Source organism: Carnobacterium pleistocenium FTR1 (assembly GCF_000744285.1).
Lineage (GTDB): Bacteria > Bacillota > Bacilli > Lactobacillales > Carnobacteriaceae > Carnobacterium_B > Carnobacterium_B pleistocenium.
In genome coordinates, this window is record NZ_JQLQ01000002.1 from 2,265,043 (window position 1) to 2,280,966 (window position 15,924).

A 15,924-nucleotide genomic window follows, 5' to 3' on the forward strand; every position below is an offset into this window, starting at 1 on the left:
TTAGTTGCGTTGCCTCAACTAATGAAGTGTTCCTCTATTTAAGAATTCAATTCACTTAAATTCTTATTTGTTTTTTAGGTTGTAGAAAGCTTTTTTACCTTCGTATACAGCTAAGTCGCCTAATTGATCTTCGATACGTAACAATTGGTTGTATTTAGCAATACGGTCAGTTCTTGAAAGAGAACCAGTTTTGATTTGTCCAGCATTTGTTGCAACTGCGATATCAGCAATTGTTGAATCTTCAGTTTCACCAGAACGGTGAGAAACTACTGCAGTGTATCCAGCTTTTTTAGCCATTTCGATAGCATCGAAAGTTTCAGTCAATGTACCAATTTGGTTAACTTTGATAAGAATAGAGTTTGCTACTCCCATTTCAATTGCTTGAGCTAATTTTTCAGTGTTTGTAACGAATAGATCGTCACCAACTAATTGAACTTTATCTCCAAGAATTTCAGTTAATTTTTTAGTACCTTCCCAGTCATTTTCATCTAATCCATCTTCGATAGAGATAATTGGGTATTTTTCAACTAAGTTTTTGTAGATTTCAATCATTTCATCAACTGTTTTTTCGCCTTCGCCTGAACTAGCTAAGTCGTAAACACCTTTTTCTTTGTTATAGAATTCTGCTGAAGCAGCATCCATTGCAAGCATAACATCTTCACCAGGTTTGTAACCAGCTTTTTTGATTGCTTCGATAATAACTTCGAAACCTTCTTCGTTAGAACTTAGGTTTGGAGCGAATCCACCCTCGTCACCAACTGAAGTAGCTAATCCTTTTGCTTTTAAGATTCCAGCTAATGCATGGAATACTTCAGCACCCATACGTAAAGCTTCTCTAAATGTAGGAGCTCCTACAGGCATGATCATGAATTCTTGGAAGTCAATACTGTTGTCAGCATGTGAACCACCATTGATGATGTTCATCATAGGTGTTGGCAATACTTTAGTATTGAAACCACCTAGGTATTGGTATAAAGGAACATCTAGGAAATCAGAAGCAGCACGTGCTACAGCGATAGAAACACCTAAAATAGCGTTAGCTCCTAATTTAGCTTTGTTTGGAGTTCCGTCTAATTCAATCATTGTTTTGTCGATTGCCATTTGATCGCGAACGTCAAATCCGATGATAGCTTCAGAGATAATTTTATTTACATTATCTACTGCTTTTAAAACACCTTTTCCAAGGTAACGAGATTTGTCTCCGTCACGTAATTCAATTGCTTCGTGTTCTCCTGTTGAAGCTCCTGAAGGAACCATTCCACGGCCGAATGCTCCGCTTTCTGTGTAAACTTCTACTTCGATTGTTGGGTTACCGCGTGAATCTAAAACTTCGCGAGCTAAAATATCTGTAATAAATGGCATTTAATTTCTCTCCTTTGAGTTTAAAAATTTTTTTGTGCCTGGGCTTTGCCCATGGCCTTATTTTAATGAGTTTAACTGTTAAATGCAAACACTTTAGTTTTTATCTAACAATTTTTTGAAAAAACTATTCATCAAAAGAATTCATGCAAAGTCTGCAGCTTTTACATAGTCATCTTTCGTATAACGCTTAATTGATTTAGAATCTACATTTATTTTTGAATCAATGATACACCGGTCATTTCAACTGGTTTTTCAATATTTAACAAGTCTAACATTGTTGGAGCGACGTCAGCTAAACGTCCGCCTTCGCGTAATGTTGCGCCTTCTTTAGTCACAATTACAGGAACTGGTACGGTAGTGTGTGCAGTATGTGGTTTGCCTTCAGGTGTAAGCATTGTTTCTGCATTACCATGATCAGCAAAGATAATTGCATATCCGCCCTTAGCAGTAATCGCATCTACTACACGTCCTAGGTTTTCATCAACAGCTTCGACCGCTTTGATCGTTGGTTCAAGCATGCCTGAATGTCCAACCATATCCGGATTTGCAAAGTTTAAGATAATTGCATCGTGTTTATCCGCTTCAATATCTGCCACTAATGCATCTGTAACTTCATAAATACTCATTTCAGGTTGCAAATCATAAGTTTCCACTTTTGGAGATGGAATCAAGATACGATTTTCGCCTGGGAACTCTTCATTACGTCCGCCATTCATAAAGAATGTAACATGTGGATACTTTTCAGTTTCCGCAATGCGTAATTGAGAGAGACCTTTATTCGAAAGAACTTCCCCGACAACATTTTTTAATCCAATTGGTGGGAAAGCTATTTCAGCTTTGATACTAGGGTTATACATGGTCATTGTAACAAGTTTAAGATTTTGCGCTCTTTGTCCACGGTCAAAGAATTCCCATTCATCATCGGTAATAGCATTTGACAATTGGATCGCACGGTCAGGACGGAAATTGAAGAAAATGATTGAATCATTATCTTGTAAAGTTGCAACCGGTTTTCCGTCTTTTTCAATAACGGTAGGCATAACAAACTCGTCAAATTTTTCTTTGTCGTAGCTTGCTTGTACAGCTTCTAATGCATTAGAAGCTTTAATACCTTCACCATGAGCTACAGCGTTATAAGCTTTTTCTACACGTTCCCAACGTTTATCGCGGTCCATGGCATAGAAACGGCCAGATACAGTAGCAATTTCACCTGCTCCGATTTCCATGATAGCTTCTTCTAATTGTTTTACATAGTTGATACCAGAATCAGGTGCAACATCACGGCCATCTAAGAAAGCATGTACATAGATATTTGGCACACCTTTTTCTTTAGCTGTTTTAATCAATGAAATCAAATGATTGATATGACTATGCACTCCACCATCTGATAAAAGCCCAAACAAATGCAAATTAGATTGATGTTTGATTGTGCTTTCCATTGCATCACTTAAAACAGGGTTTGTTTGAAATTCTCCATCTTGAATTGCTTTATCAATACGGGTTAAGCTTTGGTAGACAATTCGCCCAGCTCCAATATTTGTATGTCCAACTTCAGAATTCCCCATTTGTCCTTCTGGAAGACCTACATCTAATCCAGAAGCTTTTAATGTACCATGAGGGTATTTTTCTAAAAGACGATCAAGATTTGGTTTTTTAGCTTGAGCTACAGCGTTACCCATAACTTCACTACGACATCCTAATCCATCAAGAATGATGATGGCTACTGGTGATTTTGTCATTATTTAACAGCCTCCAATAATGCTAAGAATGATTCTGCTTCTAAGCTTGCTCCTCCTACTAAAGCTCCATCAATATCTGATTCAGCCATGTATTCAGCAATATTCCCAGGTTTTACACTACCGCCGTATTGAATACGTACAGCATCAGCAGCATCTTGAGAAACTGTTTTTGCAATTGTTTGACGAATAACGGCACATGTGTCGTTTGCATCTTTAGAAGTTGATGATTTACCAGTTCCAATTGCCCAGATAGGTTCGTAAGCAATAACTGATGCAGCTACTTGACCATTTGTTAAGCCAGCAATTGCTGCTTTAACTTGACCACTTACCCATTCATTTGTTTCTCCAGCTTCACGTTGTTCTAACGTTTCACCACAGCAAATGATTGGAACCATACCATTTTTGAAAATAGCATGTGCTTTTTTATTAACTCCTTCATCTGTTTCATTGAAAAATTCACGACGTTCAGAGTGACCAATAATAACGTAGTCTACTCCTAGATCTCCTAAAGCTACAGGGCTAGTTTCGCCTGTAAATGCTCCAGCTTCTTCAAAATGACTATCTTGAGCAGCAATTTTTAATTCTGTTCCTTCTGATGCTTTAACTAAAGATTGTAAAAATAAAGTAGGAGCTCCAATAACGGAATCTACTTGTTCAGAAGAAGGTATTTTTGTTTTAACTGCCTCAACAAATTCAGCAGCCTCAGCAGCTGTTTTGTTCATTTTCCAGTTACCTGCAATAATTGGTTTACGCATAACATAACTTCCTTTCTTTAATTGAAATAAATTATTTGTTTGAAATTGATGATACTCCTGGAAGTTCTTTACCTTCAAGGTATTCTAATGATGCTCCGCCACCTGTAGAGATGTGCGTGAATTGATCTGCAAAACCTAATTGCATTGCTGCTGCTGCAGAGTCTCCTCCACCAATAATAGTAGTTGCTTCAGTTAAGTTGGCAATTGCTTCGCAAACGCCAATTGTTCCATCAGCAAAGTTAGACATTTCAAATACGCCCATTGGTCCATTCCATACAACTGTTTTAGCACCTTGTAATTCTTTAGTGAATAATGCAGTTGTTTTTGGTCCAATATCAAGACCCATTTGATCAGCCGGTACAGCACCTTCATGAATTTCAGTTGGTGTATCATTACTGAATTCTGGAGATGTAATTGAATCGATTGGCAAGATTAATTTATCTCCGCCTTTTTCGATCAAGCTTTTAGCTAATTCAATTTTATCTTCTTCAACTAATGATTTACCGATTTCAATGCCTTTTGCAGCATAGAAAGTGTAAGTCATTCCGCCGCCGATAAGAACTTTATCTGCTTTGCTTAATAGATTTTCAATAACGCCAATTTTATCGCTGACTTTTGCGCCACCTAAGATAGCCACAAATGGACGTTTAGGTTCGTCAACTGCGCCACCGATAAATTTAATTTCTTTATCCATTAAGAAACCAGCAGCTGTTTCAAGATTTGAAGCAATTCCAACGTTAGAAGCATGTGCACGATGAGCCGTACCAAATGCATCGTTGACAAAAACATCGCCTAAGCTTGCCCAGTATTTGCCAAGTTCAGTATCATTTTTGCTTTCTTTTTTACCGTCAACATCTTCAAAACGTGTGTTTTCAAATACTAATACATCACCTGCATTTAATTGGTCGATAGCATTTTCTAATTTTTCACCACGTGTTTCAGGTACAAATGTAACGTCTTTTTTCAACAATTCGCTTAAACGTTCAGCGATTGGACGTAAACTTTTGCCAGCTTTGTCTTCTTCTGTTTTCACTTTACCTAAGTGAGAAAACAAAATAACTTTTCCACCTTGTTCAATTACATATTGAATAGTTGGCAATGCTGCTTGAATACGGTTGTCATTAGTAATAGCGCCGTCTTTCATTGGCACATTAAAGTCCGCACGAACCAAAACTTTTTTACCTTTTAAATCTAAATCAGTTACAACTTTTTTCACCATGAAGGTTCCTCCTCTAAAGAGCAATTATCTATAAAAATTTATTTTTGAAAAAATAAAAGCGAGGAAGCGCGTTGCCTCCCCGCTTTTTACTATTTCTATCCTAATTTAAGTCTCTTGTTAAAGATTAACCTAATTTAGCAAAGTAATCTAAAGTACGAATTAATTGTGAAGTATATGACATTTCGTTGTCATACCAAGCAACAGTTTTAACAAGTTGTTTGTCACCAACAGTGATGATTTTTGTTTGAGTTGCATCGTATAATGAACCGAATGTCATACCTAAGATATCAGAAGAAACGATTGGGTCTTCAGTATATCCGTAAGATTCATCAGAAGCTTCTTTCATTGCTGCATTAATTTCTTCAGCAGTTACTGATGTTTTTAGAATTGTTTGTAATTCAGTTAATGAACCAGCAGCAACTGGCACACGTTGTGCAGCTCCATCTAAAATACCTTTTAATTCAGGTAATACTTCACCGATTGCTTTTGCAGCACCAGTTGTGTTAGGAATAATATTAGCTGCTGCAGCACGAGCACGACGGAAGTCGCCTTTTGGATGTGGAGCATCTAATGTGTTTTGGTCACCTGTGTAAGCATGGATTGTTGTCATTAAGCCTAATTCAATACCGAATTTGTCATTCAATACTTTAGCCATAGGAGCTAAACAGTTAGTAGTACATGAAGCACCAGAAATAACTGTTTCAGAACCATCAAGAGTTTCGTGGTTTACATTGTAAACGATTGTTTTCATGTCACCAGTTGCTGGTGCAGAGATAACAACTTTTTTAGCTCCTGCTTTGATGTGTAATTCAGCAGCTTCTTGAGTAGTGAAGAAACCAGTACATTCTAATACGATGTCAACTCCAAGTTCTCCCCATGGAAGTTCTGCTGGGTTACGGTTGCTTAAAACTTTAACGTCTTTACCATTAACTGTAAATCCGCCTTCTTTAACTTCAACTTCACCATTGAAACGGCCTTGTGTTGTATCATATTTTAGTAAATGAGCTAACATGTTTGGTTCTGTTAAATCATTAACCGCAATAACTTCAATACCTTCTAATTCTTGAATACGACGGAATGCAAGACGTCCAATACGTCCAAAACCATTAATACCTACTTTAACTGTCATAAATATATTTCCTCCTTTAGGAATCATACAATAAATTTATTTTAAAGGGTTATCCCTGTTAAAATCTCATTAGCAGCACCTTCATCTGTGATTAACCACGTATGACCGGGTGCTTTTTTCATGTAAGCTTCAATTGCTTTAGCTTTGGATTTCCCACCAGCTACTGCAATCACACTAGCAATATTTGCCAGGTTTTTTGACTGCATTCCAATTCGGGGTATTTTATATACCACTTCACCAGACTGATCGTAAAATTCTCCAAACGCTTCTCCAACTGCCGCTTTATTTTTAATCAGAGCTAGAACTTCTTCATTCATTCCTCTGCGTTCCGCCATAAGCTTTGCATTACCGATACCAAACAAAACACAATTCGCATCATTTACTAACTTAAGCGTTTTTTTGATCCCAGGTTCTTGTAAAAGTGGTTTATATGTTTCTTCACTTACTTGTTCTGGTACATAAAGAACTCGGTTTTCGCCACCTGTTTTTTGCGCCATCAATGAAGTAATTGAATTCGCTTGAATATGAAGCGATTCTCCTAAACCACCTCGAGCTGGAACAAATAACAACTTTCTTTTTCGAGAAAGTGCTTCACTCATTTGATTCGCTACTGCCGCCATAGTTGTACCACCCATTACAGCAATAATATTATCACCTTCTGGAAGTAAAAAATCTAAAGCCTCTATTGTAGCACGACCTAATTCTTCATTTAATTTTGGCAGTTCATCTATATCACCGGAAACTATCACGCATTGTTCTATTTCTAAATAAGAAGCAAGTTGTTTTTCTTTCTCTTTCATTCCCAATATTTGACCCATTAACTGGTCTAATTGATGGTAAATAGTTTCACCTTTTTCGGTTAATTCCATCCCCATTTTTGAAGTTTTTATTAAACCTTGCTTCTTTAGGCCCTCTGACTCAGTACGTAAAACACGTTCTGTGATTCCCATACGATCGGCTAAAACTCTTCTGCCTACAGGACCTAATAAAAAGACATTGCGCAAAATGTGATAACGATTCTGAAGTGTAAACATGATATCTGGAATGACCTCTTCAATAACTGATAATACATTTTGCATAAGCGACCTCTTTCTACGTTGGACGCTTTGTGACCGCGTTAGTCGTTCGGCGACCCTTGTTACTTAAAAAAACAAGAGAATCAAAATGAAAATCAAACTATCAGTTTCCTGTTTCGGTTTTCTTATCATTTATCAACAGTACTGATAAAGGCACCATTACCATCTCTCACATCAATTATTGTAACAGTTATCTAGTTATCTTTCAACCATTATGTTTCTAAGTTTTTCATTAAATTCTACAAAGAAACTTTGACTGAATTATGTCTTTTTCACAAGTGTATTGCTGTTTCCGGTTGCTTCTTTTATTAAATACGTGCTTCTATTAAATCTTTAAGTTCTTGTTGTGTAATATTTTCATCAAAAATCTCTTCACCAATAAAGACTGTAGGAACCAGTACAACCACTGCTTCATTTGCTTCTTTTTTAATTTCTTGAGCTCTAGTCTCATTTGATTGCACCGCTAGATTCCTTTTTTCTTGTGCATAAGTTGCAATATCATCAAAATTTGCTAACCTTCCCCACTCATTTTGGTGTTCAAAAAAGAAATCTATTTCTTCAAGTGCTTTTTCAGGATCAGTGTAGTCTAAATATTGGTGTAACACATTTCCTTTTTTCAACCCCGATGATTCTTTATCAAAATGCTTAATGATGCGTTGCACTTTCCCAGCTGAGACATATTCTGCCAATAAGTCTTTTGAGTCCTCATACCACATTTTGCAATAAGGGCATGCTAAGTTAATAAATTCAATTACTTTAACTGGAGCATTTTCACTTCCAATTTTAATTCCAGTAGTTGTGTTTACTTGGTTAGCTTTTATATTACTAATATCCATCAAAAATCCTCCTCATTTGTAAGTTATTTCTATTATACAGACAATAGTAGATCAGTTAAACGCATTCAACTTATTCTTTTTTCAAGAAAAAAGAGATCGGAATATTATCCCAATCTCTTTCCATGTTATTTATTTACTTAAAGCAGCACTATTTTCCATAATTTCATCAATCAAACCATATGCTTTTGCATCTTCTGCAGACATATAATTATCACGATCTGTATCGCGTTGGATAACTTCAATTGGTTGTCCTGTACGCTCTGATAAAATTTTATTCAAGCGTTCACGCGTTTTCAAAATATGACGAGCAGCAATTTCAATTTCGGTTGCTTGTCCTTGAGAACCACCTGATGGTTGGTGAATCATGATTTCAGCATTTGGTAAAGCATAACGTTTGCCTTTTGTACCAGCTGTTAATAGGAAACTTCCCATTGAAGCTGCCATACCCATTGCGATAGTTTGAACATCTGCTTTAATAAAGTTCATTGTATCAAAAATCGCTAATCCGGCAGTTACACTGCCTCCTGGTGAATTAATATAAATGTAAATATCTTTTTCAGAATCTTGTGCATCTAAAAATAAAAGCTGAGCGATTACAGCATTTGCAAGGTCGTCGTCTACTGGACCACTTAACATGATGATACGGTCTTTTAAAAGACGAGAATAAATATCATAGGCACGTTCACCTCTTGAAGATTGTTCGATTACTGTAGGGACTAAGTTCATAATTTACTTCCTCCTCAATTGTTCATTTCTTTATGAGTAACTAAAATATCAACTCAATAAGTTACTAGACTCATTTTACTTTATTGGTCAATAAAGGTCAATTTTTTTGTTCGTTGTTTTTTTGATAAAAAAAAGTGATTAGAATTTTTTCTAATCACAAGAATGCCCCCTAAGGGAATCGAACCCCTATTTTAAGAATCGGAATCTTACGTGATATCCATTACACTAAGGGGACTACTACACTTAACCTAACAATGATTTAACTAATTTCTGTTGTTAGTAAAATACCAACTATTATAGTGTAGCCCAGTTATAATGAAAAAACAAGTAGAACTTCTATGCTATCAAAGTAATAGGACAAAGCTTAGATTTTCTTGTAATGAAGTTTTTTCTCATAACTAACCTAGCTTTTTTTATCTCAGATACTTATATCAATCTTATCACGTTTTTTTGTTCCCAATTTTTCTGCCATCTCATTCAGTTTACGTAATCGATGATTGATTCCAGACTTACTGATTGTTCCACTCGGAATCATTTCTCCCAATTCTTTTAAAGTTACTTCAGGATTTTCTAAACGGACCAGTGCAATTTCTCTTAATTTTGAAGGTATCTTATCTAATCCAATTGTATCATCAATGAACTTGATGCTTTCAATTTGCTTACTAGCCGCATCAATCGTCTTATTTAAATTAGCATTTTCACAGTTGACCAACCGATTGACTGAATTCCTCATATCTCTGATAATGCGGACATCTTCAAATTTAAGCATACCGCTAGTTGCCCCAATCAAGGCTAGAAAATCAGCAATTTTTTCGGCTTCCTTCAAATAAGTAATATACCCATTCCGTCTTTCTAGTGTACGAGCATTCATACCAAATTGATTCATCATTTGACAAATATCATCATTATGCTCCTCATAACTTGAATGGATCTCCAAATGGTAACGACTCGTTTCTGGATTATTGACTGATCCTCCTGCTAAAAATGCACCACGTAAATAAGATTTGACTTTTTGCGTATTGCCTATTACTTCATCTGAAACATGGCTATGAAGAAACATACCTTCCATAATAGATAAATCTGAAAGAACTTCTTGAGTTCCTTGTTTTAATCGCACAATATAAATATTATTTTTCTTTAGTTTCATTTTCCGGCGCACCAGTAGTTCACTTTCAACATCAAAATGATCTTTTAACAAAACATAAATTCTACGTGCAATGGCAGCATTCTCAGTTTGTACATTTAGAATGAATTTCTTATCCACCAAACCAACTGTCCCATTCATGCGAATCAATGCGGCTAATTCAGCTTTAGCATGCTCTCTATGAACTTCTAATTGCGTTAATTCTTTTTTCACTTCTGAAGCATAAGACATATGACAGCCTCCTTTCTCTTTTAAAGTTGGTTTACTAACTATTTTTTCTTTCTACACGTCTGTTATCAAAAGCCATTTTAAATAATTCATCTACAACTTTTTCTCCATTATGAAAGACCCCTTGATTTCTTAATTCAAGGAAATCATCCGATATAATGGAAGGAACTTCCTCTGCAAGTTTTTTAAAATTATGTGTTACTTGTACTAAATACTCATTGTACCGTTCAGTATCCATATAATTTTCTGGCACTTCGCCAATATTGACCAAAACAGTATCAATAAATTTTTTATTTAAGTGTTGATGTAATACACAGACATGATCTGCATCAGTAAAATTTTCTGTTTCGCCCAGTTGAGTCATTATGTTACAAATATACACCACTTTAGCTTCGGTTTCCGTGACTGCTTTGCCTAAGTCATTAATCATTAAATTAGGTAGAATACTTGTAAATAAGCTTCCAGGACCTAATACGACCATATCTGCATCATGAATAGCAGCAATCACTTTTCTAGAAGCTTTAGCCTCATGATCTTCCTCTGTTGTTGTTACATACACTCTTTCTATTTTTTTTCTTTCTTTTGCAATTTTAGATTCACCTGAAATTCTAGAACCGTCTTCAAAAATAGCATGCAAAATCAACGCTTCTTCTGCGGCTGGATAAACATGTCCATCAACCATCATCATTTTAGACAATAGCTGGATTGCCTCAAAAATACTGCCTCGCATTTCAGACATGGCAGCAATGATTAGATTTCCGATTGAATGTCCAGCTAAAAAGTGATCATGTGTATCAAATCGGTACTGAAAGATATCCTTTTGAGACATAGGAATGTTAGAGAGAGAAATTAAAACATTGCGAATATCTCCTGGGGGAACAATATTAGCATAATTTCTCAGTGTTCCACTGCTTCCCCCATCATCAGCAACCGTTACGATTGCAGTTACATCTGCTTGCTTTGATTTTAAGCCATTTAAAATGACGGGTAACCCAGTTCCTCCACCAATGACCACTATCTTTGGTCTATTTTTTTTTCTTTCTTGTATCATGAACGATTCACCGATTCTTTAACCTTTCCTTCATCACGGTGAGTAACATGAACAGGATAGCCATCAATTTTAATTTTTTGTGCAATCCGTTCAACCAAAGCTACAGAACGGTGTCTACCACCTGTACAACCAATGGCAATCGTAACGTTGTTTTTACCTTCTTTTTTATAACCCGGTAAAATATATTCCAACAAATCTGTGAACTTACGGTAGAACATTTCTGTTTCTGGTTGTTTCATCACGTAATCATATACGGGCTTATCCTGCCCAGTTAAGGGTCTTAAGTTATCAATGTAATGAGGATTAGGCAAAAAGCGTACATCCATAACTACATCTGCATCAATAGGCAATCCATATTTAAATCCAAATGAAACCATCTCAATTCTAAACGTCTCGGTCTCAGCTGTTTTAAAATCATCATTGATTTTTTCTCTTAATTGACGCGGTGTTAATTTTGAAGTGTCAATAACAATTTGCGCCCGTCCTTTTATTTCTTCTAGTAATTCTCGTTCTTTTTTTATCCCTACGATAACTCGTCCATTCATTGCTAAAGGATGTGTTCGACGGGTTTCTTTATAACGAGAGACCAATTCTTCATCATTAGCGTCTAAAAAGACGATTTTTGTTGTAACAAGAGATGTGTTATCCATTGATTCTAAGGCCGTTACAATTTCATCAAAAAAAGCTCTCGAACGCAAATCGATTACTAAAGCAATTTTTGTTAATTTACCAGATTCTTTAACTAATTCCCAAAATTTCGGCAATAAACTTGGTGGCATATTATCCACGCAAAAATAGCCTATATCCTCAAAACTTTGCATTGCCACAGTTTTACCCGCTCCACTCATTCCAGTAAGAATGACTAATTGTAGACTATCTACCATCTTATTCGCCTCTTTCTTTTGGTGCTTTTTATTTCATCTAGTTAATTATAGCACTCCGGGTGTTTCATGTATAGGTCATCTCAATCTTTTCAATAAAACTTAATTGTTTCTTAGTCATTTAGTTTATGGAAGAAATTTTATGTGTATTCAATTTCAAATATTTAACCACGTTAAAATCTTTAAATAAAAAACAACACAGTATTGATTCTCTGCGTTGTTTTTAGGCTTTTCTAAAATGAATGTCAAAAAGTAGATCTACATTCTTATTTTATTCATTTACAAGTGCATTAATGCTCTCTTCAAGAAGAACGACTTTACGTTCGATTTCGACACCTGAGTCATCACATGCGCCAATATAAAATTTTATTTTCGGTTCAGTTCCAGAAGGTCGAATAGCGATCCAACTATTATCTACCAATTTGTATTTCAAAACATCTGCTTTAGGCAAGTCAATTTTTTCTATCGTGCCGTCTTGCAGCGTACGTTTGCTAGTTGAGAAATCTTCTACACAATTTACCGCAATACCAGCAAATTCTTTCGGAGCTTCTTCACGGAATTTCACCATTAAAGCTTTTATTTTTTCAGCTCCGGTGATTCCTTGCATGCTGATAGAGATTGTTTTTTCTTTAAAGTAACCATAATCATAGAAAATTCTTCTCAATCCGTCATATAAGGTATCTCCATTTTTTTTATAATAGGCAGCTACTTCAGCAATCAACACAAGAGCTTGAATGGCGTCTTTATCACGTACAAATGGTGCAACAAGGTAACCATAGCTTTCTTCAAAACCGAATAAAAAGGTTTTGCTTCCATCTGATTCATATTGTTTGATTTTTTCAGCTATAAATTTAAATCCCGTTAACACATCTACCATTTCAACACTAAAACTTTCAGCAATTTGCGTAGGTAATTCACTCGATACGATTGATTTAAGTACAACACCATTTCCAGGTAATGTTCCAGCTTCCTTATGCGCAGTCAACAAATAATGCAACATCAAACTTGAAATTTGGTTTCCGGTCAATACCTCGTAATAACCTTCAGATGTCTTAACGGCTATTCCTAGACGGTCAGCATCTGGATCTGTTGCCACTAATACGTCGGCATCCACTTCTTTACCTAATTTAATCGCGTATTCAAATGCACCTGGTTCCTCAGGATTAGGTGATTTAACTGTCGGGAAATCAGGATCTGCTTCAGCTTGTTCTGGTACAAGATAAATGGATTCAAAACCAGCATTTTTTAAGGCTCTCTCACCTATCATTTTTCCAGTTCCGTGAAGCGGCGTGTAGACCAATTTCATCTCTTTGCTCATTTCTTTCACTAGTTCTGGATTAACGGTAACACTTTTTATATTCTCTAAGTACTCACTATCTACATCTTCGCCAATAATCGTAAGCAACCCTTGAGATTCAAGTTCTTCTTTTGATAATACTTTGATTTCAAGCATGTTTTCAACACTTCGAACATATGCTGTTAATGCATCTGCTTCTTTAGGTGGCATTTGTCCGCCATCTTCTCCATAGACTTTATACCCATTATATTCTGCCGGATTATGACTTGCCGTAATCATGATACCTGCAAATGCATGCAAGTGACGAACGGCAAAAGATAGTTCTGGCGTTGGGCGAAGACTTTCAAAGACAAAAGCAGGAATTCCATGTGCTCCAAGCGTCTTTGCAGCTTCCATAGCAAATTCTGGTGATTTGTGCCTTGAATCATAAGCTATAGCAACTCCGCGTTTTAGTGTCTCTTCTCCAAGACTGTCCATAAAAAGAGCTAGTCCTTCTGTTGCTTGTCTAACAGTATAAGCATTCATCCGGTTAACACCAGCACCAATAACACCGCGCATACCTGCAGTTCCAAATTCTAGTGGAGCATAAAATGCATCTTCTAATGTATGCGAATCATCTTTTAAAGATTTCAATTCATCTTTTAATTCAGTTTCTAAATCGCTAAAATTTTCCCAAAGTTGATAAGTATCTTTCCAGCTCATTTTAATTCACCCTTTACTAATTTAGTTTTTTCATATTTCGTTAACGCTTACCTCATAAGTATAACACTTCTTATTCTTCCTTACACACATTTCAATCTAAATGAGTTTCTAATAATTTAATTCATTCATTATCAATAGATTTCACCAGAAAAAAAACAATTTCATACTTTATTTTAAATCAAAAAAAGAAGAAACAAGATTTCTCTCATTTCTTCTTTTATACTTATTCATTTTTCTTGAACGTTACCTATACTGGCTTTTTATTTTTAGTTGGCAACTTTTGCTTCTAAGCTTTCTTTTAATTTTTCAACATAATGAAAAACAGCATTGCCTGCTAGGCTACCATCTCCAACAGCTGTTGCAACTTGACGCAATGGTGTTGCACGAACGTCACCTATTGCGAAAATTCCAGGTTGTGAAGATTCCATTGTTTCATTAGTTGGAATCCAGCCTTCTTCATCTGTGATTCCCAAATCTATGAACTTATCCGTATTTGGTAGGATACCAACATAAATAAATGCACCATCAGCAGCAAATTCTTGCACATCATTTGTGTGAACATTTCTAACTTTGACACCTGTCACTTTATTGTCATCTCCGTAAATACTTTCTACAGTAGAATCCCAAATAAAATCGATTTTTTCATTTTTAAATGCTCTATCTTGAAGGATTTTTTGAGCTCTTAACTCGTCACGACGGTGAATAATCGTTACTTTTTTGGCAAATTGAGTTAAATACGCTCCTTCTTCAACAGCAGAGTCTCCTCCACCAACAACAACCAATTCTTTATTACGGAAGAAAGCCCCATCACAGACAGCGCAATAAGATACTCCACGACCATTGTACTCATTTTCACCACTGACACCTAATTTACGATATTCTGCTCCCGTTGCTATAATAATTGCACGAGTTTTAAAGGTTTTCTTTCCTGCAAAAATCGTTTTGTATGCTACTCCTTGTTGAACTTCTTGAACATCTGCATAAGCATATTCTGCTCCAAATTGTTTTGAACCTTCAAATATTTTTTCTGATAATTCTGGTCCTAAAATACTATTAAATCCGGGATAATTTTCTATTTCTGCCGTATTGTTCATCTGTCCGCCAGGTAATCCGCGTTCTAACATAAGCGTAGATAAATTTGATCTTGAGGCATATAAAGCAGCTGTCATTCCTGCTGGACCACTTCCGATAACGACTACATCATAAATTTTTTCTTCTATTTCCATAATAAATCCCTCATTTTCCTTACTCGTTTCAATTAGTTTACACCTTTTAGACTAAAACCGCCACACATTTCACTTACAAATTAAAAGTAATTAAACCAATCTATTAGAAATCATTCAATTCCATCTTAAGTGTTTCTTGCAGTTCAGATGCTTCTCCAACAAAATCACCCTCGGGATCAAGTATAAGATATTGTTCAACAAATATTAGCGACTGTTCTAAATCATCTTTAAAAGCGTAATTATTTGCTTGAAAATAATAAGCCTCCGCAAAAATATCGCCGTTTTTTTCAATCAATTCATTTAAAATTTCAATTGATTCATCATAATCACCAGTATGTTGATGGCAAATTGCTAACTGACAAGAAGCAAAAATACTTTCTTCTTCATTTTTAGATAATGTTACTGCTCGTGAGAAGTATTTTTTTGCACGATCCATTTCATTCTTTTGAAACGCAATTATTCCCCGTTGAAAATAGAATTCACTTGTTGGAATAACTTCTATAATCGTCGCCTTTTGATTTTCTATTTCAGACATGTGCAGCCCTCCTCTAAA

General features: G+C 35.8%; 14 protein-coding genes and 1 tRNA gene. All 15 read right to left on the minus strand.

Annotated features, from left to right (window positions below; genetic code table 11):
- Positions 1 to 63 precede the first annotated feature (63 nt).
- Positions 64 to 1,362: a phosphopyruvate hydratase gene (gene eno, locus BP17_RS11115; RefSeq protein ID WP_035054410.1), complete on the minus strand. Its 1,299-nt coding sequence runs from the start codon at positions 1,360 to 1,362 to the stop codon at positions 64 to 66.
- 209 nt (positions 1,363 to 1,571) lie between these two features.
- Positions 1,572 to 3,101 (minus strand): 2,3-bisphosphoglycerate-independent phosphoglycerate mutase, encoded by a 1,530-nt coding sequence (gene gpmI, locus BP17_RS11120; RefSeq protein ID WP_035054411.1) that lies wholly within the window; start codon positions 3,099 to 3,101, stop codon positions 1,572 to 1,574.
- On the minus strand, positions 3,101 to 3,856 hold the full coding sequence (gene tpiA, locus BP17_RS11125; RefSeq protein WP_035054412.1) for a triose-phosphate isomerase: 756 nt from the start codon (positions 3,854 to 3,856) through the stop codon (positions 3,101 to 3,103). Before tpiA ends, gpmI begins: the two co-directional genes overlap by 1 nt.
- Before the next feature lie 31 nt (positions 3,857 to 3,887).
- Complete coding sequence (locus BP17_RS11130; protein WP_035054413.1) at positions 3,888 to 5,075, minus strand: phosphoglycerate kinase; 1,188 nt, start codon at positions 5,073 to 5,075, stop codon at positions 3,888 to 3,890.
- 124 nt (positions 5,076 to 5,199) lie between these two features.
- Positions 5,200 to 6,204 (minus strand): type I glyceraldehyde-3-phosphate dehydrogenase, encoded by a 1,005-nt coding sequence (gene gap, locus BP17_RS11135; protein WP_035054415.1) that lies wholly within the window; start codon positions 6,202 to 6,204, stop codon positions 5,200 to 5,202.
- 41 nt (positions 6,205 to 6,245) lie between these two features.
- The gene (locus tag BP17_RS11140) at positions 6,246 to 7,283 is read right to left on the minus strand and encodes a sugar-binding transcriptional regulator (protein WP_035054417.1); all 1,038 of its coding nucleotides are present in this window, start codon (positions 7,281 to 7,283) and stop codon (positions 6,246 to 6,248) included.
- Between the two features lie 305 nt (positions 7,284 to 7,588).
- Entirely contained in the window at positions 7,589 to 8,116 is a 528-nt protein-coding gene (locus BP17_RS11145) for a DsbA family protein (RefSeq protein WP_035054418.1), read from the minus strand.
- 129 nt (positions 8,117 to 8,245) lie between these two features.
- A complete protein-coding gene (gene clpP, locus BP17_RS11150) occupies positions 8,246 to 8,842 on the minus strand; it encodes an ATP-dependent Clp endopeptidase proteolytic subunit ClpP (protein WP_035054419.1) in 597 nt (198 codons plus the stop codon).
- A 163-nt stretch (positions 8,843 to 9,005) separates the two neighbouring features.
- A tRNA-Arg gene (locus BP17_RS11155) sits at positions 9,006 to 9,077 on the minus strand.
- A gap of 183 nt (positions 9,078 to 9,260) precedes the next feature.
- Positions 9,261 to 10,217, minus strand: a complete 957-nt coding sequence (gene whiA, locus BP17_RS11160; RefSeq protein WP_035054420.1) for a DNA-binding protein WhiA — start codon at positions 10,215 to 10,217, stop codon at positions 9,261 to 9,263.
- 34 nt (positions 10,218 to 10,251) lie between these two features.
- A complete protein-coding gene (locus BP17_RS11165) occupies positions 10,252 to 11,265 on the minus strand; it encodes a gluconeogenesis factor YvcK family protein (RefSeq protein WP_035054421.1) in 1,014 nt (337 codons plus the stop codon).
- On the minus strand, positions 11,262 to 12,149 hold the full coding sequence (gene rapZ / locus BP17_RS11170) for an RNase adapter RapZ (RefSeq protein ID WP_035054422.1): 888 nt from the start codon (positions 12,147 to 12,149) through the stop codon (positions 11,262 to 11,264). Before rapZ ends, BP17_RS11165 begins: the two co-directional genes overlap by 4 nt.
- A 268-nt stretch (positions 12,150 to 12,417) precedes the next feature.
- Positions 12,418 to 14,145: a phospho-sugar mutase gene (locus tag BP17_RS11175; protein WP_035054423.1), complete on the minus strand. Its 1,728-nt coding sequence runs from the start codon at positions 14,143 to 14,145 to the stop codon at positions 12,418 to 12,420.
- A 266-nt stretch (positions 14,146 to 14,411) separates the two neighbouring features.
- Complete coding sequence (gene trxB, locus BP17_RS11180) at positions 14,412 to 15,371, minus strand: thioredoxin-disulfide reductase (RefSeq protein WP_035054424.1); 960 nt, start codon at positions 15,369 to 15,371, stop codon at positions 14,412 to 14,414.
- Between the two features lie 103 nt (positions 15,372 to 15,474).
- A complete protein-coding gene (locus tag BP17_RS11185) occupies positions 15,475 to 15,906 on the minus strand; it encodes a tetratricopeptide repeat protein (protein WP_035054425.1) in 432 nt (143 codons plus the stop codon).
- Positions 15,907 to 15,924 lie beyond the last annotated feature (18 nt).

What these genes read in the sequence shown, in the direction of transcription:
- trxB (WP_035054424.1), bottom strand. Translation starts at nt 15,371, where the DNA reads ATGGAAATAGAAGAAAAAATTTATGATGTAGTCGTTATCGGAAGTGGT.
- rapZ (WP_035054422.1), bottom strand. Translation starts at nt 12,149, where the DNA reads ATGGTAGATAGTCTACAATTAGTCATTCTTACTGGAATGAGTGGAGCG.
- clpP (WP_035054419.1), bottom strand. Translation starts at nt 8,842, where the DNA reads ATGAACTTAGTCCCTACAGTAATCGAACAATCTTCAAGAGGTGAACGT.
- BP17_RS11140 (WP_035054417.1), bottom strand. Translation starts at nt 7,283, where the DNA reads ATGCAAAATGTATTATCAGTTATTGAAGAGGTCATTCCAGATATCATG.
- eno (WP_035054410.1), bottom strand. Translation starts at nt 1,362, where the DNA reads ATGCCATTTATTACAGATATTTTAGCTCGCGAAGTTTTAGATTCACGC.
- BP17_RS11165 (WP_035054421.1), bottom strand. Translation starts at nt 11,265, where the DNA reads ATGATACAAGAAAGAAAAAAAAATAGACCAAAGATAGTGGTCATTGGT.
- BP17_RS11145 (WP_035054418.1), bottom strand. Translation starts at nt 8,116, where the DNA reads ATGGATATTAGTAATATAAAAGCTAACCAAGTAAACACAACTACTGGA.
- BP17_RS11130 (WP_035054413.1), bottom strand. Translation starts at nt 5,075, where the DNA reads ATGGTGAAAAAAGTTGTAACTGATTTAGATTTAAAAGGTAAAAAAGTT.
- whiA (WP_035054420.1), bottom strand. Translation starts at nt 10,217, where the DNA reads ATGTCTTATGCTTCAGAAGTGAAAAAAGAATTAACGCAATTAGAAGTT.
- BP17_RS11175 (WP_035054423.1), bottom strand. Translation starts at nt 14,145, where the DNA reads ATGAGCTGGAAAGATACTTATCAACTTTGGGAAAATTTTAGCGATTTA.
- tpiA (WP_035054412.1), bottom strand. Translation starts at nt 3,856, where the DNA reads ATGCGTAAACCAATTATTGCAGGTAACTGGAAAATGAACAAAACAGCT.
- gpmI (WP_035054411.1), bottom strand. Translation starts at nt 3,101, where the DNA reads ATGACAAAATCACCAGTAGCCATCATCATTCTTGATGGATTAGGATGT.
- gap (WP_035054415.1), bottom strand. Translation starts at nt 6,204, where the DNA reads ATGACAGTTAAAGTAGGTATTAATGGTTTTGGACGTATTGGACGTCTT.
- BP17_RS11185 (WP_035054425.1), bottom strand. Translation starts at nt 15,906, where the DNA reads ATGTCTGAAATAGAAAATCAAAAGGCGACGATTATAGAAGTTATTCCA.